Raw genomic sequence first — 25,733 nt, 5'->3', positions numbered from 1 at the left:
CGGGGCCGTACGGGGCCCACTGCGGGGGAGGCGGCAGACCGGGCGTCAGCCCTTGACGGCGCCGGACATGATGCCGCCGACGATCTGCTTGCCGAAGATCACGAACACCACGAGCAGCGGCAGGGTGCTGATGAGCGCGCCGGCCATCACGATGCTCGTGTCGGGCGTGTAGGAGGCGCTCAGCCGGCCGAGGGCCACCTGGAGCGTCGGGTTCTGCTGGTTCAGGGCGAGGTAGGGCCAGAAGAAGTCGTTCCACGTCTGGACGAAGGTGAGCATGCCGAGCACCATCATCGCGGGGCGCGCCACCGGCAGCACCACGCTCAGCACGATGCGGAAGTTGTTCGCGCCGTCGATCTTGGCGGCCTCGATCAGCTCGTACGGCAGCGCCTCCATGAGGTACTGGCGCATGAAGAACACACCGAAGGCGCTGACCAGGGTCGGGAAGATCACCGACTGGAGGTTCCCGCCCCAGCCGAGGTCGGCCATCATCATGAACAGCGGGACGACGCTGAGCTGCGGCGGGATCGTCAGGGTGAGGATGACGCCGGTCATCAGGGTGTTGCGGCCGCGGAAGCGCATCTTGGCGAAGGCGTAGCCGGCCAGGGTGCAGAAGAAGAGCGTCGCCGCGGTGATGCAGCCGGACACGATCACGCTGTTGACGATCGCCTTGCCCAGGTGGGCCTGGTTCCAGGCGGCGTCGAGGTTGTGGAAGAGGCGGTCGCCCGGCAGGAACGGCGGGGTGCTGGCCAGTACCTCGTCCTGGGTGTGGGACGCGGCCACGAGGGTCCAGTACAGCGGCAGCAGCGAGCCGATGCCGACGACGGCCAGGGCGATGTAGGCGAACGGGCCGCCGTTCAGCTGCTGGCCGGCGCCGGGCCTGAAGCGGCCGGCGCGCTTGGGCGCGCGGTGGACGGAACGCGCCGCGAGGCCGGGTCCCGAGACTTTGGCGGGGCTGGTCATGGTCATGGATATCGCTCCCCGTCAGACCGCGGATTTGCGTACGTAGCGGCCGATGAGCCAGTTGACCGCGGCGATGAGCAGCAGGAGGGCGAGCATCGCCCAGGCCACTGCGGCGGCCGGACCGAGATGTCCGAGGTTCCAGCCGTAGTTGTAGAGGTAGACGCTGAGCGTCTCGTACTGATTCTCGTTGCCGCCGGTCGCGCCGAGGGTGCCGCCCTCCAGCAGCAGCGGTTCGCCGAACAGCTGCATCGAGCCGATGGTCGAGATGACGATCGTGAAGAGGATCGTGGGCCGCAGCGAGGGGATGGTCACCTTGCGGAACTGCTGCCAGCGCGAGGCGCCGTCGAGCGAGGCCGCCTCGTACAGGTCGGACGGCACGGCCTGCATGGCGGCCAGGTAGATCAGGGTGTTGTAGCCGGTCCAGCGCCAGATCACGATGACCGAGATGGCGATCTTGGACGTCCAGTGGCCGTTGGCCCAGTTGGTGTCGCCCAGGCCGATGAAGTGCAGCGCCCAGTTCAGCAGGCCGCCGTCGGCGCGGAAGACCAGCGCGAAGACGAGGGCCGCGGAGGCCACGGAGGTGGCGTACGGGGTGAGGATCACCGTGCGCCAGAAGGTGCTGGCGCGCAGCTTGTAGTTGAGCAGGTGCGCGAGGCCCAGCGCGACGAGCAGCTGCGGGACCGTCGACATCACACCGATCACGAAGGTGTTGCTGACGGCCGTCCAGAACTCGGAGTCGTGCAGGATCTTGTCGAAGTTCTCCCAGCCCACCCACTCCATCTGGTTCATGCCGGTCATCTCGACCCGGTGCAGGGCGATCCATCCGGTGTAGATCAGCGGATAGAGCCCGAAGGCGCCGAAGACGAGGAAGAACGGTGCGATGTAGGCGTACGGCGACGCCTTGTCGTCGAACCGCCAGAGCCGGCTGCGCCAGTTCTGCCGGCGGGGCGCCGGTTTGCGCTGGGAGCCGCGGGGTGGCGGCGCGTATGCGTCCCGGGTGGGAGTCGAGGTGGCCACGAGCGGGAGTCCTTCCCTGGAGTGCTTGAGTTACCCGGCTGCGGGGCGACACGCGGGTGCGGGCGGCCCGGAGGCCGCCCGCGCCGGGCGCGTCCGGCGGATCGGACCGGACGCGCCCCGGCGAACGTCAGCCGATCACCTTGTCGATCGCCTTGGTCGCCGCCTCCCAGGCGTCGTCCGGGGCGGTGCCGCGCTGCTCCATGTTGTTGATCTGCGTGGAGATGGTGTCCTTGATCGCGGCGTCCTTCGGGCCGAGGATCGCCTCGGGGATGGACTTGGCCTCATCGGCGTAGATCTGGCCGATGGGGGCGTCGTTGAAGTACGGCAGGGTCGCGTTCTTCACGTCCGGCAGGTCGTAGGCGCCCTTGTTGGACGGGAAGGAGCCGATCGCCTTGAAGACGGCGGCCTGCTGCTCGGGGGCGGTCAGCCACTTGACGAGCTTGGTGGCCTCCTCGACGTGCTTGCCCGACTTCGGGACGCCGAGGAAGGAGCCGCCCCAGTTCGCGGCGGTCGCACCGGGGGCGGTGGTGATGTCCCACTTGCCCTTGTTCGCGTCACCGGCGTTCACGGAGATCTGGCCGGCCATCCAGGCGGGGCAGACCACGGTGGCCATGGTGCTCTTGCGCAGCGCGGCCTTCCACGGGTCGCTGAACTGGGCGAGGCCCTGGGTCAGCTTCTTGTCCGCGGCCTCGGCGGCCAGGTTCCAGCCCTGCCGCACGCTGGGGCTGTCCTTGTAGACCGGCTTGCCGCTCTCGTCGTAGTACTGCTTCGCGTTGGAGCTGACCACGGCGTTGAACATGGCGCTGGCGGAGTCCATGAAGTAGGTGCCCGCGGGGGCCTTCTTCTTGTACTCCTCGCCGAGCTTGAGGTAGTCCTCCCAGCCGCCGGAGATCTTGGCCGCGACCTCCTTGCGGTCGGTCGGCAGGCCGGCCTTCTTGAACAGCTCGGTGTTGTAGCAGAGGGACATCGGGCCGATGTCGGTACCCGCGCCGATCACCTTGCCGTCCGGCGTGGTGGCCTGCTTCTCCTTCCACGACACGAACTCGTTGACGTCGATGACCTTGCTCAGGTCGGCGAACTGGTCCGCCTTGGTGTCGACGAGCTCCTTGATGCGGCCGACCTCGAGACCCTGGACGTCGGCGAGACCGCTGCCCGAGTTCAGCTGCTGGAGCAGCTTGGGGTATTGAAGCTCACTCCCTCGTGAACGAGGGAGATTCCCGCCTGGCTTGCGCCGGTGGGTTGGACGGCTTACGCCGCCTGACGACTGCCCTCCCGGCAGCCGGGATGACCACGGTGTGGCCGATCCGGTACAGGTGCAGGATGTTCCGGGCCGCGTTCTCGTCGGCGTTGCCGGTCCATCCGCACATGCTGTTCTTGCACACGAACGTGGCCTGGTCCTCGCGGCTGCCGGGTGTGACGAGCCCGCAGGCGTGGCAGCGCTGGGAGGTGTACGGGGCCGGGACCTTGACCAGGGTGCCCCCGTTTCGGGCGGTCTTGTACCCGAGCATGGTCATGGTCCGGCCCCATGCCTCTTGGGCTATGGAGCGGTTCAGTCCGGCCTTGGCCGCGACGTTCCTGCCCGGCTCCTCGATGGTGCCCTTGGCGCTCTTGGTCATGTTCGTGATGTGCAGGTCTTCCACCACGATCACGCCATACGTGCGGGCGAGCATGGTGGTGGTCTGGTGCTGCCAGTCGGTTGCTCGTCGCGTGGCTGTTGCTCGGAGTCTGCCGATCCGGCGGTACACAGCGCGCAGGCGGCCTGAGAACTTCTCTCCGCGCTTGCGGTGCTGCTTGAGACGTGCGGCGTGCTGCTCAAGGCGGAGCAGCACGGTTTTTTCCTTCTCGGTGAGCCACTTGTCCCGGTCGGCGGTGCCGTCGGGAAGGCGCGGCGCGTGGCTGTGGTCCTGGTGGTTGCCGTCCGATAGGGCGAGGGGGAGGTTCACGCCGAAGTCGATGCCGATCTCGGGACCGGTGTGCGGGGCCGGGACGGCCTCTCGGGTCTGGACGCGGAAGGCGATGTGCCAGCCGAGCGAGTCCTTGACCAGCCGTGCCCCGGTGATCCGGTTGTCGGTGTCGGCCCGCTTGCCGATGGGAAGGTCGCGGGTCCAGCGGAACCGGACCCGTCCGATCTTCGGGATCTGGGCCTCGCCCCAGCGGCGGTTGATCCGAACGATGTTCAGATCCCGGCCCTGCGGCACGTCCACCGTCAGCGGAGTGCGGATGCGGGCCTTGAAGTTCGGCTCGTCCGCCCGTCCTTCCCAGCAGTTCTTCCATGCCTGGAAATACGTCTTGAGGACGGCCTGTGCCGCCTGTGCGGGCAGCACACCGAGCCAGTCGATCTCTTTGCGGGCCTGCCGGATCGCCTCGTCCGCAGCCTTCAAGTCGCGGCGGTACTTCGGCGTCATCGTCCAGAAGTCGTGCAGCAGGTTCCACGTCGTACGCGCCGCGTGGCCCTGGTCGTCCATGAGCCGGACTTGCGCAGGAGTGAGCGCCAGTCGGGCGCGGTGCCCGAACTGCCGCTTCTCGTACGCGATTTCCTGACCCATGATCTTCACCCTAGCATAGGTTTATGTCACCACGATGGAACCCCAATCCCGATGTACGCACAGGACGTCACGTCGTCTACAACTTGCACGTCCACTTGGTTTTCGTAACGAAGTACCGACGCAAGGCCATGACCGACGCCATGCTGACGCGGTGCGAAGAGATCATGCGGGAGGTGTGCAGCGACTTCGAGGCCGAGCTGAAACAGTTCAACGGCGAGGACGACCACGTGCATCTCCTGGTGCACTACCCGCCAAAGGTCCAGCTCTCCAAGCTGGTCAACAGCCTCAAGGGAGTCTCGGCCCGGCTGCTGCGCAAGGAGTACGACAGCCACGTGCGCCGATATCTGTGGGGCGGACACTTCTGGTCCGGCTCCTACTTCGCAGGCTCCTGCGGCGGCGCACCGCTGACCGTGGTCAAGCAGTACATCGAGAACCAGAAGCGGCCCGTCTGACCGTTGCCCCGGAGGCTCGCAGCGAACTCCGGCGCTGCGCGCCTCCGCGCCAAGGGTGGCCTTCACCCCCGCCCTGAAGGGCGGAGCACTGGCCAAGATCAGAGGTAGACCTTCTCATCGGCGGTGGTGTCTTCCTTCACCGTGATGTTCGGGTGCAGCTCGTGGTACTTCTCGAAGAGGCCGGCTTCCTTGTAGCCGAACTGGCCGAAGTCGGCGACGGTCAGCGTGATCTTCCCGTTCGCGTCGGACGACTCGTTCGAGTCGGAGTCGTCACTGCTGCAGCCGGTCAGCAGCAGCGCCGAAGCGGTCAGGCCCGTGGTGGCCAGAACCGCGACTCTGCGGCTCCGACCGGCGACGGTGCGGGTGATACGCATTCCACTACTCCTTGTTCCAGGGTGGGACTGGCTCACTGCGTGGCATACGCGCTGGTGAGTGCGGGTGCCGGATGGGTTTGGGGGGAGAACACGAGTGGTGCCGTCTCACGCGAGAAACCTCGTGCGATGTGGGAGCGCTCCCATGCGTCGATGTCGGAAGATTGCTGCCTGCGGGGGGTGGGTGTCAAGAGTTGAAGACGCTTCCGTTGCGCGAGCGTGTCCTGCAAGTCACGAGACCGTGTCCGCCCGAAGGCTTGCCAAAGCGGGGCGTCGCGTCGCGGCGCGCGACGGGATTCCGAATTCCCGCAGGTGGGGTGTGGGTTGACAATTGATCTTGGTTGAGCCACCAGAAACAACCGGCCGCCGTGCCGGTATTTCGGCACGGCCCGGAAACAGTCCGCCGGAGCACCGGGGACCCCACCGGGAAGTGAACGGGCCATGGCGCGAAGGGGGCGCGGATTCGGACCCGCGCGTTCTTTGCCCGAAGCCGGGGTCCGGATGGCGGCGGAGCGGGAGCGCTCCGGCGTCACGCCCCGCGCAGCCGGGACAGCGTGGACTCCAACTCCTCCTGGGCCGCCCGGGCCGCCCGCTCCGGGTCGCCCGAGACGATGGCGGTGACCAGGGCGCGATGGCCCGCGTGGCCGTGCTGGGGGTCCTCGCGGCGCAGGGCGAGCAGCTCCACCAGGTCGATCAGGGCCTGGCGCAGGACCGGGGCGAACTCGGCGAACAGGTCGGCGAGGACCGGGTTGTGCGCGGCGGCCACCACGGCCCGGTGCACCGCGATGTCGGCGTCCACGAAGTCCGCGTCGTCGAGGCCGGCGCCCGCGGCCAGCCGGGCGGTGAGCGCCGCGTCGAGCGCGGCGAGGTCCTCGTCGGTGCGACGGCGGGCGGCAAGGCGGGCGGCCTGGACCTCGATGAGCATCCGGACCTCGTAGACGTCGGTGACCGCGGCCCGCCGCAGCCGGACGGGCCAGTCCTCCGTGACGCGGTCGGCGACGACGAAGACGCCCGCGCCCTGCCTGGAGCGCAGGAGGCCGAGCGTGGCGAGCGTGCGCACCGCCTCGCGGACTGTGGAGCGGCCCACGCCCAGTTCGCGGGCGAGGGTCGTCTCACCGGGCAGTTTCGTCCCGACCGGCCAGTCCCCCTCGGTGATCCGCGCACGCAGATGGCCGGCGGCCTGTTCGACGAGGGGGCTGGGGCGGAGCGGACCGAGCGCGGACACGTGGTTCACCTGTCAGGTTGTCTGAGGGGTTGTGTTCTGGTTACTGTACCGGCCATGACGTACCGCGGTCTCCTCCTTCTCGGCTGCCGCGGCGGGGCCTGAAGCGATCGGCACCCCGCCGCGGGGTGTCGTGCTGTGCCGGTCGCGTCCGGCGATGCGAGAAGAGACACCGTTCATGCCCGAGCCCATGTCCGCGATGCACAGCTTCCCCACCATCTGCACGCCCCGCGGCCCGGTCCCCCGGGCCGCGCCCCGCTGGAACCCCCAGCGCTCCAGCTCCATGCCGTCGCACCGCTACCGGTCCGCGTACGACCGGGTCGCCGTCCCGCTGACCGGGCGGAGCTGGCCGCAGGCCCGTATCGAGAGTCCTCCGCTGTGGGTGCCGGTGGATCTGCGGGACGGCAACCAGGCGCTGGCCGAACCGATGGACACACCGCGCAAGCGGCGGATGTTCGATCTGCTGGTGGCGATGGGGTTCAAGGAGATCGAGGTCGGCTACCCGTCCGCGAGCCGTACCGACTTCGACTTCGTCCGGCACCTGGTGACGAGCGGCGCCGTCCCCGACGACGTCACCCCGGTCGTCTTCACCCCCGCCAGGGCCGACCTGATCGACCGCACCTTCGAGTCCATGGCCGGCCTGGACCGGGTCGTCGTCCACCTCTACATCGCGACCGCCCCCGTGTGGCGCGAGGTGGTCCTGGGCCGCGACCGGGCCGAGGTGCACGGCGTGGTGCTGGAGGCCGCCCGACAGATGGACCGGCTGGCCCGGTCCGGGCCCGGCGCCGACATCCGGTTCCAGTTCTCGCCCGAGGTCTTCAACCTGACCGAGCCCGACTACGTCCTGGAGATCTGCGACAGCCTGACCGAGCTGTGGGACGCCTCGCCGGACCGGCCGGTCGTCCACAACCTGCCGGCCACCGTGGAGATCGCCACGCCCAACGTCTACGCGGACCAGATCGAGTACATGCACCGCCACCTGGCCCGGCGGGACTCGGTGATCCTCTCCGTGCACCCGCACAACGACCGAGGTACGGGCGTGGCCTGCGCGGAGCTGGCGGTGCTGGCGGGCGCGCAGCGGGTGGAGGGCTGCCTGTTCGGCAACGGGGAGCGCACCGGCAACGTCGACCTGGTCAACCTGGCGCTCAACCTGCACGCCCAGGGCGTCGACCCGATGATCGACTTCTCGGACATCGACGAGATCCGCCGCACGGTCGAGCACTGCAACCGGCTGCCGGTGCCGCCGCGCCATCCGTACGGCGGGGACCTGGTGTACACCGCGTTCTCCGGCACCCACCAGGACGCCATCAGCAAGGGCTTCGCCCGCCGCGCGGACAGCGCGTCGGAGCTGTGGGAGGTGCCGTACCTGCCGATCGACCCGGCCGACGTGGGGCGCACGTACGAGGCCGTCATCCGGGTCAACTCGCAGTCGGGCAAGGGCGGCATCGCTCATCTGCTGCGCACCGGCCACGGGGTGGACCTGCCGGCCGGGATGCGGGCGGAGTTCTCCCGTACGGTCCAGGAGGCGACCGACGACAGCGGCGCGGAGGCCACCGGGAAGGACCTGTGGAACCTCTTCGAGGCGGCGTATCTGGTTCCCGGGCGGGACGGCGGGGTCGCCCTCACCTCCTGGTCGGCGCAGTCCGGCCCGGCCGGTGAGCACCGCTTCGTCTGCACGCTGCGCGTGGACGACCGGGAGGGCGATTACGAGGGAACGGGCACCGGCCCGGTCACGGCGTTCGCGGACGCGCTGGCGGCGGCCGGGGTGGAGGCGGGCATCCTCGAACTGTCGGAGCAGCACCCGGACGGGGCCGGGACGACGACCGCGTACGCGCGCTGCCGGACGGGCGGCGAGGAGCGCTGGGGCGCGGGCCGGGACGTCTCGGGCGTGGCCGCCGCGGTGGCGGCGGTGCTGTCGGCGGTGAATCGGGCCCGGCCCTGAGAAAGAGGGGGCGCGCACCCCGGCCGGGGTGGGGGGATGGGGCCGGCCGGGATGCACGGGCGGGGGAGGTTGGTCCTGTGTGCGGGCGGGCAGCTGCTGGGCGATCGTGCTGCGGGGGTGTCATCGGTCCAGCCGCTGGCAGCACGCTAGCGGCTGGGGAACGGGCGATCGGGGCGAACCGGACCCGCTCCGGCATTCTTAGGGTGGGCTTAAGGAACGCATCGGCCGCGCTAAAGGTTGGCCCGCCCCGCACCCCGCCCCGCGCCCCGCGGCCGGCGCCGCTGGCGCCCCACCCGGGGGCCCCGTCCGCCGTTCTCCGGGCGCTGTCCGGCGAGCCCGATCCAGACCCGGATCTCCGCCCCGCCGAGCGCGGAGCGGCCGATGCGCACCTCGCCCCCGGTGGACTCGGCGACCCGGCGGACGATGTCGAGCCCGAGCCCGGTCGAGCCCACCGCCTCCCGTGCCTTGCCGCGCTCCAGGGCCGCCTTCGGGTCGGCGATCCCGCCGCCGGCGTCCGAGACGAGCACGATCACCGCCTCCCCGCTGTGGTGCACGTCGACGGCGAAGGCGGTGCCCTCCGGGGTGTGCCGGAAGACGTTGCCGAGCAGCGCGTCGAGCGCGGCCGCCAGTTCGGGGCGGGCGACCGGGATGCGTGCCGCGCGGTCCACCCCGGCCAGGCACACCTCGCGGCCCTCGTCCTCGGCCAGGGCGGACCAGAAGGCCATGCGTTCGCGGATCACCTCGGAGGCGTCGCAGCCGGCGGTGGGCCCGCCCGGCTGGGTCTGCGGGCGCTGTTCGCGGGCGGTCCGGATGATGGTGTCCACCTCCCGCTCCAGCTGTTCGACGGCCGCGCGGGTCTGTTCGGCCGCCGGGCTCTCGCCGAGGGACGCGGCGTTCAGCCGCAGGACGGTGAGCGGGGTGCGCAGCCGGTGCGAGAGGTCGGCGGCCAGTTCGCGCTCGTTGGCCAGGAGCTGGATGACCTGGTCGGCCATGGAGTTGAACGCCACGGCGGCGGAGCGCAGTTCGTCCGGGCCCTCCTCGGGGACGCGGGTGCCGAGCCGCCCCTCCCCCAGGTCGTGGGCGGCGCCGGCGAGGCGGCGGGCGGGCTCGACCATGCGGACGCCGAGGCGGTCGGCGACGGCGACCGATCCGACGACGAGCGCGACGCCGACGCCCGCCAGGATCAGCCAGGCGCTGGTGACCCCGTAGGAGACCTCGTCGTCGGGGACGAAGACCTCGACGACCGCGATGCCGCTGGGGCCCACGGCGGTCGGCTGGAGCAGCACGGAGCCGCCGGTGACCTCGGTGATGGTGGCGCGCCCGGAGGTGCGCACGGTCTCCAGGTCCTGCGGGGTGGCGCGAGTGCGGCCGATGTCCGCGGCGAAGCCCTCCCGTTCGCCGGTGGCCGGGATGTGGAGGGTCATCCGGCCGGCGGCGCCGGGTTCGGTGGTCAGGACGGCCTTCTCCAGCTGGGTGCGGTCGGTGGTGATGGAGAGGGTGGGCGCGATGGTCGCGGCCTGGCGCTCGGCGTCGGAGAAGGCGCGGTCGCGGGCCATCTCCTTGACGACGAGCCCGAGGGGCACGGCGAAGGCGACCACGACCATGGTGGTGACGGCCAGGCAGACCTTGGCCAGTGCCCATCTCATTCCGGGTGCTCCGGCTGCTCCGGGGCCGGGGGCTGGAGCTTCACGCCGACGCCGCGCAGGGTGTGCAGATAGCGGGGCCGGGCGGCGGTCTCGCCGAGTTTGCGCCGGAGCCAGGACAGATGGACGTCGATGGTCTGGTCGTCGCCGTAGGACTGCTGCCAGACCTCGGCGAGGAGTTCTCTGCGGGGGACGACGACGCCGGGCCGGCCGGCCAGGAAGGTCAGCAGGTCGAACTCGCGGCGGGTGAGGTCGAGCGCGGTGCCGTCGAGTTCGGCCTGCCGGCGCAGCGGGTCGATGGCGAGCCCGCCGACCCGGATGACGCGGGAGGGCGGGGCCTCGCCGCCGGCGGCGCGGGCCCGGCGGAGCACGGCGGCCATCCGGGCCGACAGGTGCTCCACGGAGAACGGTTTGGTGAGGTAGTCGTCGGCGCCGTCGTTGAGCAGCCGGACGATCTCGCTCTCGTCGTCGCGCGCGGTCGCGATGATGACGGGGACGTCGGTGATGCCGCGCAGCATCTTCAGGGCCTCGGCGCCGTCGAGATCGGGCAGCCCGAGGTCGAGGATGACCACGTCGAAACGGAAGTGGGCGACCTCCCGCAGCGCTTCCAGGGCGGTACCCACGCTGCGTACGGTGTGGGCGGCCTCGGTCAGGTGCCGGATGAGCGCGGAACGTACGAACTGGTCGTCCTCGACCACGAGCACACTGGGCATGGGCGGCACCGTACGCCATCCGACCTGGACCGGGGTGGCATGCTCACCGGGTTTTTGGTGCAGGATATTGAAGATGCAACGAGGTCTGGTACACGCGCTGGCGTGGTCGCTCGCCACCGGCGGGGCGGTCACGGTGTCGTGGTGGGGTGTGCACGCGGTGCTGGCGGGCACGGTGTACGACCCGCCGCGGGCGGTGCCGGTCTCCGCGCCGACGGCGGAGGACCTGACGTCGTCGACGCACCGCCCGCCCTCGTCGGCCCCGGCCGATCCGACGCCCCGGACCACCTCCTCCGGCAAGCCGGCCGTCCCGCCGTCCCGTACGCCGCCGTCCCGTACCCCGCCGTCCCGTACGCCGTCGCCCTCGCACACGCCGGCCCCCAACACCCCGCGCCCGGCGTCCGTGGCCGCCGCCGCGACCCCGACCGGTCAGGCGCGCGTCTACACGACGAGCGGCGGCCGGGTCGTGTTCGAGGTCCGCGCCGACTCGGCGGCGCTGGTGTCCGCGACCCCGGAGCCGGGCTGGTCGGTGCAGACATGGACCAACACGACCTGGATTCGGGTCGACTTCGCACGGGACGACGGGAAGCGGGTCTCCCTCTTCTGCACCTGGAACGATCACGCGCCGCAGGTGGACATCGTCAACTCCTGAACCGGCTCAGCGGAAGGCGTCCGGGGGCGGCGGGGGCGAGGGGCGGGCGTCCGCGTCGTGGACGGGGGCCGCGCCGCCGGTGAAGTCCGCCAGGGCGCGGCCGTGTTCGACGCGTCCGGGGTGCGGGTCGGTGGCGACCCGGCGGGTGAAGCGCGCGATGTCCGGCGCGGTGTCCGAGGCGACCAGCACGGCGTTGCCGAAGCGGCGGCCCCGCCACACGGTGGGGTCGGCGGCGAGGGCGAGTTCGGGGAAGACGGTGGCGGCGGTGGCGATCTGGCCGCGCAGATGGGCCAGCGGCGGCCCGTCCGCGAGGTTGGCGAGGTAGCTCCCGCCGGGTTTCAGAACGCGGCGCACCTCGGCGAGGAACTCGGTGGTGGTGAGGTGGGCGGGGGTGCGGGCGCCGCTGAAGACGTCCGCGATGACGAGGTCGGCCCAGGCGTCCTGGATCTTCCCGAGTCCCGCGCGGGCGTCGGTGGACCTGACCCTGATCCTGGCCTGCGGGTCCAGCGGCAGTTCGCGGCGCACCAGCCGCACAAGGGCGGCGTCGGCCTCGATGACCTGCTGGGTGGACCGGGGGCGGGTGGCGGCGGTGTAGCGGGCCAGGGTGAAGGCGCCGCCGCCCAGGTGCACCACGTGCAGCGGCTGCCCGGCGGGCGCGGCGAGGTCGATGAGGTGGCCGATGCGGCGCTGGTACTCGAAGGAGAGGCGGGCCGGGTCATCGAGGTCCACATGGGACTGCGGGGCCCCGTCGATGGTCAGTGTCCAGGCGCGGCGGCGCTCCCGGTCGGGCACGAGTTCGGCCAGGCCGCCGTCCACGGGCTCGGAGATCCCGGCCGCCGCGCCGGCCCCGCGGCCGGCGCGCTGCCTGCCGGCGGCGCGCTCCTTGCGGTCGCCGCCGGCCGCTCCTCGACGTGCCACTGCCTCTCGCCCCTGCCCACTGCCGATCGTGTCCGGTACGGGCCGCTCCGGGCGGCCCGCCGTCCATTATCGGCACTGCCGGAACGGTTCGGCTCAGCGGCAGCTGTCGGCGGCCTCGATGAGCCGGGCGGCCTGGTCGAGCGCGGCGCGCAGCACGGCCGGGTCGGTGACCGGGGTGCCCGCGGCGGGCGGCAGCAGCCAGCCGCTGCCGGAGACCGGCGGCTCGGCGGGGATGCGCAGCCCCCGGCCGTCGGTCCGCGTACAGGCGCTGCCCGGTACGTCCCAGCCCTGGGCGGTGCCCGGTGGCACCAGGAAGCCGAGGGTGTCGCAGGTGCCGTCGTGGATGACGGGGCCCACGGCCGGGCGGTCCGCGCCCCGGCGCAGGATGTCCACGGCCTCCAGGCCCTGCCGGGCGGGCACGGTCACCAGATCGCAGGGTTCGTCGGCGGACGCCGAACCTCCGGTCGCCATGTCGATACGCAACAAGGGACTCTCCTCTCATCGCCGGGCGGAGTCGCACTCCGTCTCCGCAGGGACCAACGGCCCGACCACGTCAAGGGCTACGGTGCGACACCGCCGCAAAGGGTGGCAGTTCATGGCAGATCGCGACCGAGATGCCCGGTTCGCCCGGAAACTCTGTGTGCGCACATCGTCACAGCGGGTACGTTCTTGCTCCGCCGGGACACCGGAAACTTCGCCCGGCTCGCAGCGAGAGGGTCACGCCATGGTGTCGGCAGGGGCAGTTCCCAACCTCGCCTTCCGGCGGCTGCGCGGACCGCGCTCCGCCGGTGAGTTCGCTGCCGCTGTACGCAGGGCCGCCCGCGAGATCGGCGAGCAGGTCGCCTGCGACGCCCGGTACATCGGGCGCGTGGAGTCCGGCGAGATCCGCTGTCCCAACTACGCGTACGAGCGGGTCTTCCGGCACATGTTCCCCGGCACGACCCTGGAGGACCTGGGCTTCTCGCCCCGTGCCTCCGTACGCGGGCGGGCGGCCGGGCCCGCGCCGGACACCCCCACGCACCCCCCGACCGCTCCGCCGCCCGCGCCCGGCAGCGACACCGACGAGGAGAGCGACGTGCTGCGTCGCGTATTCATGACGAGCGGCACCACCACGGTGGCGGCCGCTTCCCTGGGGCTGGGCCTCGGCGGCCCGGCCGCCTCCCTGCCCCTGCAACGCCGGGTCGGCGAGACGGAGGTGAGCGCCGTCGAACGGGCGGTGCGGCAGATCCGGCTGCTGGACGACCGGCACGGCGGCGACCGGCTCTACCGGCGGGCCGCGCAGCCCCTGCGGGCGGCGTACGCGCTGCTCGACGCCGGCACCGCGCAGCGCCGCTCCATGGTGGACCGGCTGCACTCCGGCGCGGGCGAACTGGCCCTGTCGGTGGGGTGGCTGGCCCATGACTCGGGCCGCTTCGAGGACGCCCGCTCGCACTACGCGGAGGCGCTGGCCACCGCGCGCGTCGCCGGGGACCCGGCCCTGGAGGCGCACGCCTTCTGCAACACGTCCTTCCTGGCCCGCGACACCGGGCGGCCGCGCGAGGCGGTGCGGGCGGCGGAGGCCGGGCTGCGGGCCGCCGAGCCGCTGGGCTCGCCCCGGCTGCGGGCGCTGCTGGCGCTGCGCGAGGCGGGCGGCCGGGCGGGGCTCGGGGACCGTACCGGCTGCGAGCGGGCGCTCGGGCAGGCGCACACCGCGTTCGCGCGGGGTGCGTCGGGGGCGGACCCGGAGTGGATGAGCTTCTTCCGGGAGGCGGAGCTGGAGATGCTGGAGGCCCAGTGCTGGGCGGCGCTGGGCGACTGGTCGCGCGCCGCGCGGCACGCCGGGCGGGCGGTGCGGCTCCAGGACCCGCACTTCACCCGGAACCTCGCGCTGTACCGCGCGGAGCTGACCGTGGACCTGGCGCGGGCGGGCCGGGCGGAGGAGGCGGCGGCCTCCGGCCACGAGGTGCTGGACCTGCTGGACCGGGTGCAGTCCTCGCGGATCAGGGCCATGCTGCGGGACGCGGCGGCGGCCCTGGAGCCCCGGTCCGGGGTGTCCGGGCCGGTGCGGGCGTTCCTGGACCGCCACCGGGCGGGCCGGGCCGGCGTCTGAGGACGGCGCCGGACCGGGTCCGGCGCGTGCTCACCGCTCCAGGTGGCCCGTGTCGTTCCAGCGCTGGATGGCCGGGGCGCCGTACGCCCAGCCCAGGACGGAGAGCGAGGTCGGGGCGAGCCGGATGCGCGCGCCGAAGGCGATGTCCTCGCCGAGCCACCGCGCGCCCAGCGCCCGCAGGATGTGGCCGTGCGCGAAGACCAGGACGTCCCGGTCGGCCGAGCGGGCCCACTCCACGATCTCGTCGGCCCTGGCCGACACCTCGGCGGTGCTCTCGCCCTCCGGCACCCCGTCGCGCCAGATGAACCAGTCCGGCCGGCCCGCCTTGATCTCCGCCGGGGTCAGCCCCTCGTACGCCCCGTAGTCCCACTCCATCAGCGTGTCCCACGGCTGTGCGCGGTCGCCGAAGCCGGCCAGCTCGCAGGTCTCGGAGGCCCGGACGAGCGGACTGGTGCGGACCTCCAGGTCACGCAGTTCGACCCACGGACCCCGGTGCAGCCGCTCGCCGAGCAGCTTGGCCCCGTCGCGGCCCGCGTCGAGCAGCGGGATGTCCGTCCTGCCGGTGTGCCTGCCGTTGAGGGACCATTCCGTCTGCCCGTGCCGGGCGAGCAGGATGCGCGGTGCCATAAAGGGTTCTCCCTGAAAAAGCCGGGACCTGGGGTGCGGAATCTGAGATCTTGTTCCCATCATCCCGTACGTGCCGATGGGGCAACCCGGCGGGCCGCCCCGGCGTCCCACACACCACAGAGGGAAACGGGCAGTGACCGAAGGGGTGCCGACCACACCCCAGGGGGACACACGGCCGACAAGCACCGTACGGTTGGACGCCCGCAGTCGGCCGCATGAAAACGTGATGGAGAAGTTCCGGATGCCGCACGCCACCACCGCGCCCGCTCCGCGTCACCGGCCCCGCTGGTGGACCGAGCTGCCGCTCCTGGCCCTGGTGTACGCGGCGTACTCCGGGGGCCGCCTCCTCGTACGCGGCGACGTGTCCACGGCCGTGGACCACGGCCTGGCCATCCTGCGCCTGGAGAAGGCGCTGTACCTGAACGCGGAGCACCCGCTCAACCGCCTGTTCACGGCACACCCCTCCATCGGCATACCCTCCGACTTCGCGTACGCCTCGCTGCACTACGTGGTCACACCGGCCGTGCTGATATGGATGTTCCGGCGCCACTCCGCGCTCTACCGCCGGGCCCGCACCTGGCTGATGACCTCCACCATGCTCGGGCTGATCGGCTTCACGCTGATGCCGACCTGCCCGCCCAGGCTGCTGGACGCGAAGCACGGCTTCGTGGACACGATGGCCCAGTACAGCTCGTACGGCTGGTGGGGTGCGGAGGCGAGCGCGCCGCGCGGCATGGGCGGCATGACCAACCAGTACGCCGCGATGCCCAGCCTGCACGTGGGATGGGCGCTGTGGTGCGGCATCCTGCTGTGGCGGCACGCCAAGCACCCGCTGCTGCGGGCGGCCGGCATCGCCTACCCGCTGGTGACCACGTTCATCGTGATGGGCACCGCCAACCACTACTTCCTGGACGCGGTCGCCGGCTGCGCCGTGATGGGCGTCGGGGCCCTGCTCGCCCGGCCCGTGACGCGCCTGGCCGGCCGGGTCAGGGCGGCGCTCCCGGTCCGCTTCGGCAAGCCGGGCACGGCGGTGGAGTCCCCGGATGTCAGTGCCGGGTGCGAGACTTCGGCGGGTGAGCGAATCCCCGGCCAGCGGACCTCCTCCGCAGAACCATCCGACGCGGCGGCGGACGGCCCGCCCCGCCGGGCCGACGCCTCCGACCGGGCGGGACGCGCCCCCGACGGGGACCCTGCGACGGCGGCTCGCTGAGCTGAGGGGCCCGGCGGTCGCGCCGCGTCCGCTGGACGCCCGCGCGCTCGCCGCGCTCGCCGCCAATCCGGGCTGCAAGCGGCGCGCCCTGCTCGACGGCGCCGGGGTGGACAAGGGCGCGCTCGCCTCCGCGCTGGGCTCACCGGCCCCGTTCGGCCAGTCCCAGTTCGCCTTCATGCGGGGCAACGCCTTCGAGGCACGGGTCAAGGCCGACGGCGGTACGGAGCTGATGCGGCTGCTGTACGAACGGCTCGGGGGCGGCGGCGAACCGCCGCGCGAGGTGCGGGTGCCCGATCTGGCCGCCGCCGGGCCCGAGGGCCGCGCCGCCAGGACCGCGCTCGCCCTGCGGGAGGCGACGGAGGCGGCCGGCTGGGCGCTGCTCGACCATCCGATGCTGGCCCTGGAGGTGGCGGGCTCGCCGGCCTATCTGGAGCCGGACGCGGTGGTGGTGCATCCGGACGGCACCTGGACGGTCGTCGAGATCAAGTCGTTCCCCATGATCGACGGCTCGGCGGACGCCGCGAAGGTGGGCGCCGCGGCCCGCCAGTCCGCGGTCTACGTGCTGGCGCTGGAGCGGGTCGCCGAGGTCACGGACGGGGCGCGGGTGGGCCACCGGGTGCTGCTGGTGTGCCCGAAGGACTTCTCCAACCTGCCGGCCGCCTCCGTCGTGGACGTACGCAAGCAGCGCGCGGTCACCCGCCGCCAGCTGACCCGGCTGACCCGGGTCGAGGAGATCGCGGCGGCCCTGCCCGAGGGCGCCACCTTCGATCCGGAGCGCTCCCCCTGCGAGCTGGCGTCGGCCGTCGAGTCGGTCGCCGCCGCCTACGCGCCGGAGTGCCTGTCCGCCTGCGAGCTGGCCTTCCACTGCCGGGCGCGGGCCCGCGCCGAGGGGGCCGTGGAGGCGCTGGGGCGCGGGGTGCGCGGTGAGCTGGGCGGGCTGACGACGGTCGCCGGGGTGCTGGCGGCGGCTTCGGGCAAGGAGGGTGATCCGGCGGACCCGGCGGTCGCCGCCCTGCGCCGAGCGGCCGCCCTGCGCGCCGAGGCGCTGGAGGGGCGGGCCCTGTGTCACTGATCAGCACCCTGGCCCGGATGGAGGCCGTGGAGAGCGGCCGGGCCCGGCCCACGGCCACCGTCCGCCACCGCCGGCTGACGGACCGGCCGCTCGTCCTGGTGCCGCTGACCACGGCGGGCGAGGCGGGCGCCCCGCTCGGCGCCCTCGTCGGCACGGACCGGGACGCGCCCCGGCTGCTGGCCGTGCCCCAGCCCCGCGACCGCGACCTGCGCTTCGCGTTCCTGGCCGACCTGGCCGAGGCGGTCCTGCCGCACATCGAGGCGTACACCGACGTGGTGGAGCCCGCCGAGCGCAGCGAGGCCGATCCGGCGACGGGCAAGCGGGTCAAGGTCGAGACGGAGCTGTGCGTGGACGCCGCGCAGCTCGTGGTACCGAGCCGGGCGGGCATCGAGTTCGTCCGGCTGCTGGGCCGCTCGATGCGGTTCCGGCGCACCGCCGAGGACGATCCGGACACCCCGTACCCGGCGCCCGCGCGGGTGCCGCTGCTCGGGCGCTGGCTGACGCATTACGGGGAGCGGGCGCGGGTCCCCGGCTCCTCCCTGCTGCTGGCCTGCACGGACCTGCTGAACCGGCACTGGGCGACCGGCCAGTCGAATCTGGAGGACCAGCATCTGGGGGCCCTGCTCGCCTGGATCGACCCGCCGGCCGGCGCGTCGGGGGCCGAGGCGGCGCTCCGGGCCGAGCTGGCCAGGGACGCGGCGGGGCAGCTGTTGTGCCCGCCGGCCGGTCCGGCCACCGATCCGGACTTCGACAACCGGCTGCTGGCCCCCACGATCGAGAGGTACGACCGGGCGCGCGGCTCGCTGGCGGCGGCGGAGGACGGGCTCGCGGCCGATGCCCGGCTGGCCGAGCTGACCGGCGCCGAGCGGGAGATCAGGGCGCTGCTGGCCGGGGTGCTCCGGCCGACCTGGGACGCGGTGTGGCGGGGCCTGGACCTGCTGCGGGAGCTGCCCGAGGGGGCCAGGGCCGAGGACCGCTGGACCAGGGACCGCTGGTCGTTCACCGCGCACCGGGACCGGGTGCGCTCCGGTGAGCCGCCGCAACCCCGCCGGGACGACGCGGTGACGGCCGCCCGCAAGCTGGCCTCGCGGGAGACGGCCCAGGCGCAGCTGGAGGCGCAGGAGGCGCTGGACGATCCGCTGGTCATGGCGGGCCGCCGGCTGGCCGGGGAGGCGTTCGTGGGCGAGGTGTGCGACGTGGAGATGGCGTACTCCGAGTCGAAGCGGCCCACACCGCGCCCGCTGGTCACGGTCCGCACGGACGAGCGGCCGCAGCTGGCCGCGGGCGTCAAGGTGTACCGCTCGCTGGACGGCAGGCCGCAGACCGCCGAGTTCGTGGCGCTGGAGCCGGCGGACGAGGAGGGCGGCGCGCTGTCGCTGGTACTGCGGATCACGGACCGGATGGGGCGCGGCAAGGAGCCGGTGCCGGGTTCGGTCCCGGAGCGGGGCGACCGGATCGCCTGGACCCTGTTCGAGCACGACCAGCGCGGCGGGCCGCGGCTGCCGGACGCGGAGGAGACGCCGTGGACCCACGGCGGTCCGCCGGGCGGCCTCGACGCCGCGGAGCAACCCGATCCCGTGACCCAGGAGGACCTGCTGTGACGGCCGTTTTCGATCCGGGCGCGGCGGCGGGCCTGGCCACCGCGAAGATCCTGGACGACACGTTGAACGGCTCGGCGCGGGGGGTCGTGGTGGACTCCCCGCCGGGGGCCGGGAAGTCGACGCTGGTGGTGCGCGCCGCGCTGGAGCTGGCGGCGGCGGGGCGTCCGCTGATGGTGGTCGCGCAGACGAACGCGCAGGTGGACGACCTGGTGGTGCGGCTCGCCGAGAAGGAGCCCGAGCTGCCGGTCGGCCGGCTGCACAGCAGCGACTCCGATCCGTACGACAAGGTGCTGGACGGTCTGGCGAACGTGCGGAAGTCGGCGAAGGCGGCCGATCTCGCGGACTTGGACGTGGTGATCTCGACGGCGGCGAAGTGGGCCCATGTGAAGAACGTGGAGCCGTGGGGGCACGCGATCGTCGACGAGGCGTACCAGATGCGGTCGGACGCGCTGCTGGCGGTGGCCGGGCTCTTCGAGCGGGCCCTGTTCGTGGGTGACCCGGGGCAGCTGGACCCGTTCTCGATCGTCGGCGCGGACCAGTGGGCGGGGCTGAGCTACGACCCGGCGGCCAGTGCGGTGAGCACGCTGCTCGCGCACAATCCGGAGCTGCCGCAGCACCGGCTGCCGGTCTCCTGGCGGCTGCCGGCGTCGGCCGCGCCGCTGGTGTCGGACGCGTTCTACCCGTACACGCCGTTCCGCAGCGGTACGGACCACGGTGACCGGCGGCTGTCCTTCGGGGTGGCGTCGGACGGGTCGGCGGCGGACCGGGTGCTGGACGAGGCGGCGGAGTCGGGCTGGGGCCTGCTCGAACTGCCGGCCCGGCACACCCCGCGCACCGACCCGGAGGCGGTGGGGGCGGTGGCCCTGGTGGTCCGCCGGCTGCTGGACCGGGGCGGCGCGGCCACGAGCGAGCGTTCCCCGGACCCGGCGCCGGTGACGGCGGACCGGGTCGCGGTCGGCACGGCCCACCGGGACCAGGCGGCGGCGGTGCGGGCCGCGCTGGCGGACCTGGGCGTGACCGGGGTCGCGGTGGACACGGCGAACCGGCTGCAGGGCCGCGAGTTCGACGTCACGGTGGTGCTGCACCCCTTGTCCGGCCGCCCGGACGCCACCGCGTTCCACCTGGAGACGGGCCGGCTGTGCGTGCTGGCCTCCCGCCACCGCCACGCGTGCGTCGTGGTCTGCCGCGAGGGCGTGACGGACCTCCTGGACGAACACCCCTCGACGGAACCGGTCCAACTGGGCGTCACGGTGAAGTTCCCGGACGGCTGGGAGGCCAACCACGCGGTCCTGGCCCACCTGACGGAACACCGGGTGGCCTGGCGTTCCTGATCGCCGCTCCGGAGGCCGCCCCGGCAGGCGTTCAGCCCGGCGCCACCCCACCTGCCGGACGGAGTCCGGCACGCCGCCGGAGGCGGCCAACGGTCACAGCCCCCGACGGCTGGGAGGCCAACCACGCGGTCCTGGCCCACCTGACGGAACACCGGGTGGCCTGGCGTTCCTGATCGCCGCTCCGGAGGCCGCCCCGGCAGGCGTTCAGCCCGGCGCCACCCCACCTGCCGGACGGAGTCCGGCACGCCGCCGGAGGCGGCCAACGGTCACAGCCCCCGACGGCTGGGAGGCCAACCACGCGGTCCTGGCCCACCTGACGGAACACCGGGTGGCCTGGCGTTCCTGATCGCCGCTCCGGAGGCCGCCCCGGCAGGCGTTCAGCCCGGCGCCACCCCACCTGCCGGACGGAGTCCGGCACGCCGCCGGAGGCGGCCAACGGTCACAGCCCCCGACGGCTGGGAGGCCAACCACGCGGTCCTGGCCCACCTGACGGAACACCGGGTGCGGTGGGCCCCCTGAGCGCCGCCGCGTTCAGCGGCGCAGCAGGAGGGATGTCGGACGGAGCCGGCCGCTGTGGATCCAGACGTCGGAGTACTCGACGGGTCGGTCGTCGGCGAGGTAGGTGACCTGCTGGAGGTACTGGACCGGGGCGCCCTCGGCGAGGTCGAGGTCGGCGGCGACGTCGGCGCCGGCCGCCTCCGCGCCGAAGGTGCGACGGGCCGTGGCGATCTTCAGCCCGTACGTGCCCTCCAGGACGCCGAAGAGACTGGCCGAAGTGAAGTCGACCTTCTCGATGCCGGGCGCGAGGTCGGTGCGCACGAAGTTGAACAGCAGGGCGACCGGCCCCTGCTCGGTGCGCCGCACCCGGACCAGGCGCAGGACGCGAGTTTCCGGGGACACGTCCAGCAGGGCGGAGACCGGTTTGGGCGGCTCTATCAGCGCGCACTCGCGCACCGTCGTCGTGGTCACCACGCCCTGGTCGGCGAAGTCCTCGGACAGGGTGCTCAGCTTCTGCGCGATGGCGGGTTCGATCGTCGTCGAGGTCACGAAGGTGCCCCGGCCCCGGACCTGGCGCAGCAGGCCCTCCTCGATCAGGGTGGTCAGCGCCCTGCGCAGCGTGCCGCGGCTGACCCCGAACTCCCGGGCCAGCTCCGGCTCGCTCTTGAGCCGGTAGTGCGGCGGCCACTCGCCGCCGGCGATCCGCAGCCGGATGTGCTCCGAGATCTGGATGTGGATCGCCGTGGGGACGTCCCGTTTGATGCCTGGGAGCCCGCCTTTGTCGGCCGTCACAGTGGTCGCATCTCCTTACTGCGCAGTCGCCGGGGAGACGGGTGTCGCCCCGGCGTGGAAGCCGTACCCCGGCCGCGCGGGCGGCCGGGGTACGGCTGGGTGGTTTCCGGTCAGTAGCTGGCGGTGGACGCGTCACCGGTGTCGGTGATGATCGCCAGGCCGGCGCTGGTCCCGAGCAGGGAGGCACCCGCCCGCAGCAGCTCCAGGCCCTGGCGGTAGCTCTTGATCGAGCCGGATGCCTTCACCCGGACCCCTTCTCGCGCCCGGTCAACAAGGTAACGAATGCTGGTGGGATTCGCAGTCTCGATCTGGCCGCTGCTGGCGTTCTTCAGGAAGGACGCGCCCGCCTCCATCGCGAGTTCGACGGCGGCCTCCTTCTCGGCGTCGGTCAGCAGCGGCAGTTCCAGCATGACCTTGACGGGCAGGCCGGAAGCGCGCACGACGCCCGCGATGTCCTCGCGGAAGTCGTCGTAGCGGCCGCTCTTGATCCAGCCGACCTGCACACCCATGTCGAGCTGGTCGGCACCGAGGCGGGCTATCTCGGCGGCCTCGGCGGCCTTCCCGGCGCTGGTCATGACGCCGACGGTCGGGAAGTCCAGGGCGGAGGCCACCTCGACGCCGGTGCCCTTCAGCTCGGCGACGACGACCGGCAGCCAGGAGGCGGGGACCATCGCCGCGTTGAAGCCGTGGGTGACGGCCTCCCGGGCGTGGGCGATCATCTCGTCGCGCGTCGCGTCCGGGTCGATCTTGGTGTGCTGGATGAAGGGCGCCAACTCAGCAGGGGTGAGGTCGAGTTCGGCGGGATTGACGATGGTTTCGGACACGGGGTGATCTCCCTCGGTTGGGGTGGCGGCGGGAGTCCGGCGGATCGGCCACCGGGTCTTCTCCACGGGTTGCCGCCGCGAGTTGACGGTGCCGTCCGGCCCGGGTGCGGGCCGGCACGGTTCAGACCTTGGAGGCGTACTGCTCGGGGACGACGACGCCCTCGCCGCCGAACCAGCGGGGCGCGTCGACGCCGCAGTAGAGGCCGATGTTGCCCCAGGGCTCGAAGGCTCCGGTGCGCACCACGGCCTTGGCCTCGCGGGCGAGGTCGCCGAGGACCTCGGCGTGCGGGCGGGTGGTGAACTCGGCGCCGGCGAAGCGCTCGTGCAGCCAGGAGTCGAGGCGGGGGTTGTGGCTCGGGACGTCCTCGGCGCGGACGACGCCTTCGACGACCAGTTCGTCGGCGATCAGGCCGAGGACGGTGCGCAGGTCGGGCAGGTTCTCGGCGAGGGCCAGGTCGATGCGGTGCGCGTCGCGCGGTACGGGGAAGCCCGCGTCGACGACGAGCAGCAGGTCGGTGTGGCCGAGAGTGGCGAGGACTCCGCCGAGTTCGGCGTTGAGGATGCCGGAGCGCTTCATGGTGGGTTCCTTTCGGGTGGGGCCTCGGGGACCGTCGGGTCTGTGGGCGGGCGGGGTCAGGCCGCGGCCGGTGCCGCTCCGGTGGCGAGGGTCATGACGGATTCCTCGGTGGCGTCGACGGAGTCGACGACGGCCACCAGGCGGCCTTCGCTCATCACCGCGATGCGGTCGGTGAGGGTGAGCAGTTCGGGCAGGTCGGAGGAGGAGCAGAGGATCGCCAGGCCCTTGTCGGCGAGTTCGGTGAGCTGGGCGTAGATCTCGGCCTTGGCGCCGATGTCCACGCCGCGGGTGGGCTCGTCGAGGATGAGCACGCCCGGTCGGATGGCGAGCCAGCGGCCGAGGACGGCCTTCTGCTGGTTGCCGCCGGACAGGCTGGTGATGGGCTGGGTCATGGTGGCGGTCCTGACCCCCAGCCGCCGGGCCTGCTCGGTGGCTGCGGCGTCGAAGGCGCGGCGGCGGATCAGACCGAGCCGGCTGAACGCCTTCGTGGTGAGGGCGCCGACGTTCTCACCGACGCTCATCGTGGTCAGCAGGCCCTGTGCGCGGCGCTCACCGGGAACGAACGCGAGGCGTCGTTCGACGCTGGCGATCGGGTTGCGCCGTTCGTAGGGCTCGCCGAGCAGTTCCACGGTGCCGCCGGTGCCGGAGTCCCCGCCGAAGAGGTTGTGGAGCAGTTCGACGCGGCCGGAGTCGGGGAGTCCGGCGACGCCGAGGATCTCTCCGGGGCGCAGGTCGAAGGAGATGTCCCGGTGGCGCCTGCCGCTCAGTCCGCGGACCTTGAGGGCCGGTTCGGCAGTGGGCACGGTGCCGGCGCGGCGGGTGAACCGGCCCAGTTCGCGGCCGACCATGGCGGCGACGGCCCGGTCGGGGGTGGTGTCCTCGCTGCGCCAGGAGGCGACGTGGCCGCCGTCGCGCAGGACCTGGATGTGGTCGGCCAGCCGGAAGACCTCCGGCATGCGGTGGGAGACGTAGAGCATGGTCGTCCCGGCGGCCTTGAGCTTGTCCATGAGGGCGAACAGGCGGTCGGCCTCGGCGGGGGTGAGCATCGCCGTGGGTTCGTCCAGGATCAGAACACGGCAGCCCCGTGCGATGGAGCGGGCCACCACGATGAGTTGCTGGGTGGCCAGGTCCAGGGTGCGGACGGAGGCGTTCGGGTCCAGGCGGAGGTCGAGTTCGGCGAGGAGTTCGGTGGTGCGTTCCACCATGCGGCGCCGGGAGGGGAACCAGCGGTTGCCGGGTTCGACTCCGCTGAGCACGTTCTCGGCGACGGTGCGGTCGGCCAGCAGCGACAGTTCCTGGGGGACGATCGCCACGCCGTGCCGGCTGAGCATGGTGGCCGGTTCGAAGGAGGTGACCTCCTCGCCGAACACGGTGACGCTGCCCTCGCTGGGCGGCTGGAGACCGGCCAGGATCTTGAGCAGGGTCGACTTGCCGGCGCCGTTCTCGCCCAGGAGGGCCGTGATGTCGCCGGCGGGGACGTCGAAGGAGACGTCGTGCAGGGCGCGGACAGGACCGAAGTTGCGGGAGAGGCCGCGGATCTGGACGGCCGGTCCGCCGGTGCCCCGGTCCGCGGTGCGGTCCGGGCCTCCGGGAGAGGCGTCGCGGGGTGCGGTGGTCATCAATCCTCCACGGCCACGTCGGCGAGGTTGTCGCGGGTGACGAACTGGGCTCCGGTGTCCACGCCCTTGATCTCGGTGCCGTCGGCGAGGAAGTCGTGCAGCACCTTGACGGCCTGGTAGCCCTGCTCGGCCGGGTTCTGGCTGATGCTGAAGTTCAGGACGCCGCGCTCGATGTACTCGGCGGTCTGGGTGAGGAGGTCGAAGCCGCCCACGGTGATGTCGTCGGCCTTGCCGGACTGGGCCACCCACTTGGCCGCGGCCGTGGTGGAGCAGCAGTCGAGGCCGGCGACGGCGGCCACACCGGACTGGCCGGACATGGTGGACTCGACGGTGTTGTAGGCGCTGCTGGGTTCGTTGCCGACGTTGACCGGGCCGACGATCTTCAGTCCGCTGCCGTCCAGGCCCTCCTTGAAGCCGTTGAAGCGGTCGTGCGACCAGCCGGCCCCGGTGTCGACGGAGAAGACCACGACGGACTTGCCGTTGACGTCGCCCTTGAGGTCCTTGCGCAGCTGTTCGGCCTGGGACTTGCCCGATCCCTTGAGGTCCTGGCCGACGAATCCCATCTGTTCGGAGTCGGGGTTGTCGGTGTTGAAGGAGATGATCGGGATGCCCGCCCTGTACGCCTGGCTGATGACGGGCTTGAGCGCGTCGCTGGAGGCGGAGGAGACGGCGAGGCCGTCGACGGCCTTCTGCTGGATGAGGGTCTGGATCTCGGAGACCTGCTTGGCGGCGTCGCCGCCGGTGGGGCCGATGAGGGCGACGTCGGCGCCCAGTTCCTTGCCGGCCTTCTTCATGCCGGCGGCGATCGGTGTGGCGAAGGCGAGGGACGGGTCGTGGTAGCTGAGCTTGATGCGCATCGGCTTGTCGTCGTCGATCCGCTGCTGGATGTACGAGGCGAGCTCGAAGGAGCCGTCGCCGGAGTCACCGGAGCCGCCGTCGGCGGAGGTGACGGCGCCACAGGCGGTGAGGGAGAGGACCACTGCTGCGGCGGTGGCCGCGGTGAGGCTTCTGAGGAGGGTGCGCGGGGACATGGGAGAGCTCCTTCATCGAATCCGTGGGT

22 protein-coding genes and 2 pseudogenes are annotated in these 25,733 nt (G+C 72.5%); 8 read left to right on the top strand and 16 right to left on the bottom strand.

From position 1 onward, the window contains the following. Positions 1–45 precede the first annotated feature (45 nt). The 4 genes and pseudogenes from DNK56_RS06600 to DNK56_RS06585 all read right to left on the bottom strand — a co-directional run bounded on the left by DNK56_RS06600 (position 46) and on the right by DNK56_RS06585 (position 4,523). A complete protein-coding gene (locus tag DNK56_RS06600) occupies positions 46–966 on the bottom strand; it encodes a carbohydrate ABC transporter permease (RefSeq protein WP_111331337.1) in 921 nt (306 codons plus the stop codon). Between the two features lie 15 nt (positions 967–981). Then, positions 982–1,977: a carbohydrate ABC transporter permease gene (locus DNK56_RS06595; RefSeq protein ID WP_111331335.1), complete on the bottom strand. Its 996-nt coding sequence runs from the start codon at positions 1,975–1,977 to the stop codon at positions 982–984. Between the two features lie 127 nt (positions 1,978–2,104). Beyond that, positions 2,105–3,163 (bottom strand): annotated as a pseudogene (locus tag DNK56_RS06590) (ABC transporter substrate-binding protein); the annotation flags it as partial. Positions 3,164–3,167: 4 nt separating this feature from the next. Then, the gene (locus DNK56_RS06585; RefSeq protein ID WP_199563574.1) at positions 3,168–4,523 is read right to left on the bottom strand and encodes an RNA-guided endonuclease InsQ/TnpB family protein; all 1,356 of its coding nucleotides are present in this window, start codon (positions 4,521–4,523) and stop codon (positions 3,168–3,170) included. A gap of 23 nt (positions 4,524–4,546) precedes the next feature. Here DNK56_RS06585 and tnpA point away from each other — a divergent pair, with 23 nt between their 5' ends. Next, positions 4,547–4,975, top strand: a complete 429-nt coding sequence (gene tnpA / locus DNK56_RS06580) for an IS200/IS605 family transposase (protein ID WP_111331333.1) — start codon at positions 4,547–4,549, stop codon at positions 4,973–4,975. 104 nt (positions 4,976–5,079) lie between these two features. Here tnpA and DNK56_RS06575 read toward each other — a convergent pair. Both DNK56_RS06575 and DNK56_RS06570 read right to left on the bottom strand, forming a co-directional pair. Then, a pseudogene (locus tag DNK56_RS06575) lies at positions 5,080–5,349 on the bottom strand (carbohydrate ABC transporter substrate-binding protein); the annotation flags it as partial. 526 nt (positions 5,350–5,875) lie between these two features. Continuing rightward, a complete protein-coding gene (locus DNK56_RS06570) occupies positions 5,876–6,580 on the bottom strand; it encodes a FadR/GntR family transcriptional regulator (RefSeq protein ID WP_446750443.1) in 705 nt (234 codons plus the stop codon). Between the two features lie 166 nt (positions 6,581–6,746). On the opposite strand from DNK56_RS06570, the gene DNK56_RS06565 reads away from it, so the two are divergent. Continuing rightward, positions 6,747–8,510 carry a 2-isopropylmalate synthase gene (locus tag DNK56_RS06565; protein ID WP_111331329.1) on the top strand — a complete coding sequence of 588 codons (1,764 nt, stop codon included), beginning with the start codon at positions 6,747–6,749 and terminating at the stop codon, positions 8,508–8,510. Positions 8,511–8,740: 230 nt separating this feature from the next. On the opposite strand, the gene DNK56_RS06560 is transcribed toward DNK56_RS06565, so the two are convergent. Together DNK56_RS06560 and DNK56_RS06555 are read right to left on the bottom strand one after the other, a co-directional pair. After that, entirely contained in the window at positions 8,741–10,156 is a 1,416-nt protein-coding gene (locus DNK56_RS06560) for a sensor histidine kinase (RefSeq protein WP_111331327.1), read from the bottom strand. Beyond that, complete coding sequence (locus DNK56_RS06555; RefSeq protein ID WP_111331325.1) at positions 10,153–10,866, bottom strand: response regulator transcription factor; 714 nt, start codon at positions 10,864–10,866, stop codon at positions 10,153–10,155. Before DNK56_RS06555 ends, DNK56_RS06560 begins: the two co-directional genes overlap by 4 nt. A gap of 73 nt (positions 10,867–10,939) precedes the next feature. On the opposite strand from DNK56_RS06555, the gene DNK56_RS06550 reads away from it, so the two are divergent. Next, positions 10,940–11,515, top strand: coding sequence for a hypothetical protein (locus tag DNK56_RS06550; protein WP_111331323.1), 576 nt, complete (start codon positions 10,940–10,942; stop codon positions 11,513–11,515). A gap of 6 nt (positions 11,516–11,521) precedes the next feature. On the opposite strand, the gene DNK56_RS06545 is transcribed toward DNK56_RS06550, so the two are convergent. Together DNK56_RS06545 and DNK56_RS06540 are read right to left on the bottom strand one after the other, a co-directional pair. Continuing rightward, positions 11,522–12,433 (bottom strand): spermidine synthase, encoded by a 912-nt coding sequence (locus DNK56_RS06545; protein WP_199563863.1) that lies wholly within the window; start codon positions 12,431–12,433, stop codon positions 11,522–11,524. Between the two features lie 93 nt (positions 12,434–12,526). Then, positions 12,527–12,904: a hypothetical protein gene (locus DNK56_RS06540; protein ID WP_199563930.1), complete on the bottom strand. Its 378-nt coding sequence runs from the start codon at positions 12,902–12,904 to the stop codon at positions 12,527–12,529. 253 nt (positions 12,905–13,157) lie between these two features. On the opposite strand from DNK56_RS06540, the gene DNK56_RS06535 reads away from it, so the two are divergent. Beyond that, positions 13,158–14,522, top strand: coding sequence for a tetratricopeptide repeat protein (locus DNK56_RS06535; RefSeq protein WP_111331319.1), 1,365 nt, complete (start codon positions 13,158–13,160; stop codon positions 14,520–14,522). Positions 14,523–14,552: 30 nt separating this feature from the next. On the opposite strand, the gene DNK56_RS06530 is transcribed toward DNK56_RS06535, so the two are convergent. After that, positions 14,553–15,149: a histidine phosphatase family protein gene (locus tag DNK56_RS06530; RefSeq protein ID WP_111331317.1), complete on the bottom strand. Its 597-nt coding sequence runs from the start codon at positions 15,147–15,149 to the stop codon at positions 14,553–14,555. A gap of 241 nt (positions 15,150–15,390) precedes the next feature. Between DNK56_RS06530 and DNK56_RS06525 the strand changes: the two genes are divergently transcribed. Genes DNK56_RS06525 through DNK56_RS06510 form a run of 4 tightly spaced genes read left to right on the top strand, consistent with a single transcriptional unit; the run spans position 15,391 to position 20,363 of the window. Further along, positions 15,391–16,359, top strand: coding sequence for a phosphatase PAP2 family protein (locus DNK56_RS06525; RefSeq protein ID WP_199563931.1), 969 nt, complete (start codon positions 15,391–15,393; stop codon positions 16,357–16,359). Next, the gene (locus tag DNK56_RS06520) at positions 16,340–17,431 is read left to right on the top strand and encodes a hypothetical protein (RefSeq protein ID WP_111335535.1); all 1,092 of its coding nucleotides are present in this window, start codon (positions 16,340–16,342) and stop codon (positions 17,429–17,431) included. Before DNK56_RS06525 ends, DNK56_RS06520 begins: the two co-directional genes overlap by 20 nt. Further along, on the top strand, positions 17,422–19,032 hold the full coding sequence (locus DNK56_RS06515) for a hypothetical protein (RefSeq protein WP_111331313.1): 1,611 nt from the start codon (positions 17,422–17,424) through the stop codon (positions 19,030–19,032). The genes DNK56_RS06520 and DNK56_RS06515 overlap by 10 nt, the downstream gene beginning before the upstream one ends. After that, positions 19,029–20,363: an AAA family ATPase gene (locus DNK56_RS06510; protein ID WP_111331311.1), complete on the top strand. Its 1,335-nt coding sequence runs from the start codon at positions 19,029–19,031 to the stop codon at positions 20,361–20,363. The genes DNK56_RS06515 and DNK56_RS06510 overlap by 4 nt, the downstream gene beginning before the upstream one ends. 531 nt (positions 20,364–20,894) lie before the next feature. Here the strand turns inward: DNK56_RS06510 and DNK56_RS06505 are convergent. The 5 genes from DNK56_RS06505 to DNK56_RS06485 form a co-directional block, all read right to left on the bottom strand. After that, entirely contained in the window at positions 20,895–21,653 is a 759-nt protein-coding gene (locus DNK56_RS06505; RefSeq protein ID WP_111331309.1) for a GntR family transcriptional regulator, read from the bottom strand. A 110-nt stretch (positions 21,654–21,763) separates the two neighbouring features. Continuing rightward, positions 21,764–22,477 carry a deoxyribose-phosphate aldolase gene (gene deoC / locus DNK56_RS06500; protein WP_111331307.1) on the bottom strand — a complete coding sequence of 238 codons (714 nt, stop codon included), beginning with the start codon at positions 22,475–22,477 and terminating at the stop codon, positions 21,764–21,766. Between the two features lie 121 nt (positions 22,478–22,598). Then, positions 22,599–23,054 carry a D-ribose pyranase gene (rbsD, locus tag DNK56_RS06495; RefSeq protein ID WP_111331305.1) on the bottom strand — a complete coding sequence of 152 codons (456 nt, stop codon included), beginning with the start codon at positions 23,052–23,054 and terminating at the stop codon, positions 22,599–22,601. A 56-nt stretch (positions 23,055–23,110) separates the two neighbouring features. Further along, positions 23,111–24,673 carry a sugar ABC transporter ATP-binding protein gene (locus DNK56_RS06490; RefSeq protein ID WP_111331303.1) on the bottom strand — a complete coding sequence of 521 codons (1,563 nt, stop codon included), beginning with the start codon at positions 24,671–24,673 and terminating at the stop codon, positions 23,111–23,113. Next, the gene (locus DNK56_RS06485; protein WP_111331301.1) at positions 24,673–25,704 is read right to left on the bottom strand and encodes a sugar ABC transporter substrate-binding protein; all 1,032 of its coding nucleotides are present in this window, start codon (positions 25,702–25,704) and stop codon (positions 24,673–24,675) included. The genes DNK56_RS06490 and DNK56_RS06485 overlap by 1 nt, the downstream gene beginning before the upstream one ends. Positions 25,705–25,733: the final 29 nt, after the last annotated feature.

The organism is Streptomyces sp. AC1-42W, from assembly GCF_003248355.1.
Lineage (GTDB): Bacteria > Actinomycetota > Actinomycetes > Streptomycetales > Streptomycetaceae > Streptomyces.
Note: the sequence above shows the minus strand (reverse complement) of the source record. Positions and strands in the feature narration are given on the sequence as shown.